The following is a 2,662-nucleotide window of genomic DNA, read 5'->3' on the forward strand; positions in this document are numbered from 1 at the left end:
TTTTCTTTCTCAAAAAATCAGTAAAATAATCTTTGTTACTGAAGAAGAAAATGAAGCTTATGAAATATATGAAGAGTATATAAATTTTACAAAGTCAAAAAATGTAGTTTTCATACCCGAGCTCCTTAAAAATAACAGAGAAGCAACATCAAAATTTATCCTCTCCATAAAGAAGATGTTAGAATCCAATCACTTTGTTGCATTTACCTCAAAAAATGTAGTTAATGAAAGAATTCCTCTCTACAGAGAAAAATTAGAGTTAATGAAGGGGAAAGAAGTTCCTTTCACAAGATTAATTAAGCTTTTATCAAATGACTACGAAAGGGTTAATTTCGTAAGAGAGAAGGGAGAATTTGCTGTAAGGGGAGGAATAATAGATATCTTCCCATTTGATTTTCCAAAGCCTGTAAGAATAGTATACGATGGAGATATTGTTGAGGATTTAAGGGAATTTAATCCATATAATCAAAGATCAGTAAGCGTTTTAACAAAAACTTCTATATCTCTCTTTTCAAAAGGAAATGAACTTAAAGATGAATTTAAGGATGCAGTGTTTCTTAGCTGGAACATCCCATTAAATGTAGATAAAAAAATAGAAATAAGAATGGAAAGGAAGGGGGAAACGAATTTCGATTTTGTTTCTGTTCCAAGTTTTTATAGTCTTCAAAGAACAATGGAAGTTATAGAGGACCTCCGTTCATCTGGTTTTAGAGTTATATTTGTTGGAGAAGAGGAGGTAGGAGTTGAAAAGATAAATGGACTAATTAAAGAAAATTTCCTATCAAAAGAAAAGAGAATTGCTGTTGTTGGAAGGAAAAGAAAGAAAGCATTTGTTCCTTTTAGAAGTATATCTTCCTCTCTTCTTGAAGAGATAACTTCTTATTCAGAGCTAAAAAGAGGTGACTTAGTTGTACATAGAGATTTTGGTATTGGTAGATTTAAGGGTTTAAAAACAATAAAAACGAAGGAAGGGGTTAAAGATTTTATACTCATTGAATACGAAATGGGTGATAAACTCTTCGTTCCTATTGAGAAAATAGATAGAGTTAAAAAGTATCTTGGTGATGAGAGCAGCATAAAACTTACACGTCTTGGGGGAAACGAGTGGAACAGGGCAGTAAAAAGAGCCAAAAAAGATGCAGAAAGGATAGCAAAGGAACTTGTAGCACTCTACGCTAAAAGAGAGATTTTAAAGAAAGAGCCTTTTAAGGAAGTTCATGAACTGGAGAGGGAGTTTGCCCTATCATTCCCATTCAGGGAAACACCTGATCAGAAAAGAGCCATAGAGGAAGTCTTAAGAGATTTAGAATCCACAAAACTTATGGATAGAGTTATAACTGGAGATGTGGGATATGGAAAAACTGAAGTTGCTTTGAGAGCTGCATTGAGGGTTATTGCAAATGGTAAACAGGTAGCCTTTCTCACTCCAACTACAATTCTTTCCATGCAGCACTTTGAGGTTGCAAAGGAAAGATTTTCAAATCTTCCTATAAGAGTAGAGATGCTCTCAAGATTTATCCCAAAAAGTAAGCAAAAAAGTATAATAAGAGATTTAAGAAACGGAAAAATAGATCTAATAATTGGTACCCATAGACTTCTAAGCGATGATGTGAAATTCTTTGATCTTGGTCTCCTCATAGTAGATGAAGAACATCTGTTTGGCGTTGAACATAAGGAAAAGATTAAGAAGATGAAAACGGATGTTGATGTTATTTACCTAACAGCAACTCCAATACCAAGAACACTGGAGATGATTCTATCCGGTATAAGAGAGGTTTCATTGATAAAAACTCCACCACCTGGTAAGCAACCCATAGAGACAACAGTTGAACCTTTCAATATAAAAAGGATAAAGGAAGCCATAGAATTTGAGCTCTCAAGAGGTGGTCAGGTCTATTATGTTCACAATAAGATCATTACCATAGAGGAGGAGAAGGAATTCCTTCAATCACTCATTCCATATGCAAAAATTCTCGTTCTTCATGGTGCCCTTGACAGCAAAGACATAGAGGAAGGAATGATGAAATTCATAAATAGAGAGTATGACATTCTTCTATCCACCACAATAATAGAAGCTGGTTTGGATAACGAGAATGTTAATACACTAATTGTTGTTGACTCCCAAAATTTTGGACTTGCACAACTCTATCAGCTTAGAGGAAGAATAGGAAGAAGGGATAGGAAAGCATATGCTTACTTCTTCTACACTCCACACAAAGTAACAGAGAAAGGGAGAGAGAGACTAAAGGCTATAAGAGAGTTAACACATCTTGGTGCAGGTTTTCAGATTGCAATGAGGGATTTAGAAATAAGAGGGGCAGGAAATATTCTTGGAAAGGAACAGAGCGGACATATAAATGCATTAGGTTTTGACATGTATATGGAACTTCTCTCAGAGGAGATTGGGAAGATGAAAAAGAAAAAGCCTGTTAAGATAAAATTCTTTACCGAAATTGATTTAAAAATTCCTGCAGTAATTCCCAGAACTTACATAGAAGATGAAGCGGAGAGACTACATATATACAGGAAATTCTATGAATCCTACACTATAAAAGATGTAGAAAGGGTTGTAGATGAGTTAATAGATAGATTTGGTCCTATACCAGAACAGATGAACAATCTCATAGAAATTTCAAAGATAAATGTAAAGATGAAAAGATAC

General features: G+C 34.4%; 1 protein-coding gene. It reads left to right on the forward strand.

Annotated elements, in window-relative coordinates; translation table 11 throughout:
- Nucleotides 1-2,662 (forward strand): transcription-repair coupling factor (gene mfd / locus J7J33_03245; GenBank protein MCD6168305.1); only part of this gene is annotated, 2,662 nt, incomplete at both ends.

It is taken from the genome of Caldisericia bacterium, from assembly GCA_021158845.1.
In the GTDB taxonomy this organism is placed as follows: domain Bacteria; phylum Caldisericota; class Caldisericia; order B22-G15; family B22-G15; genus B22-G15.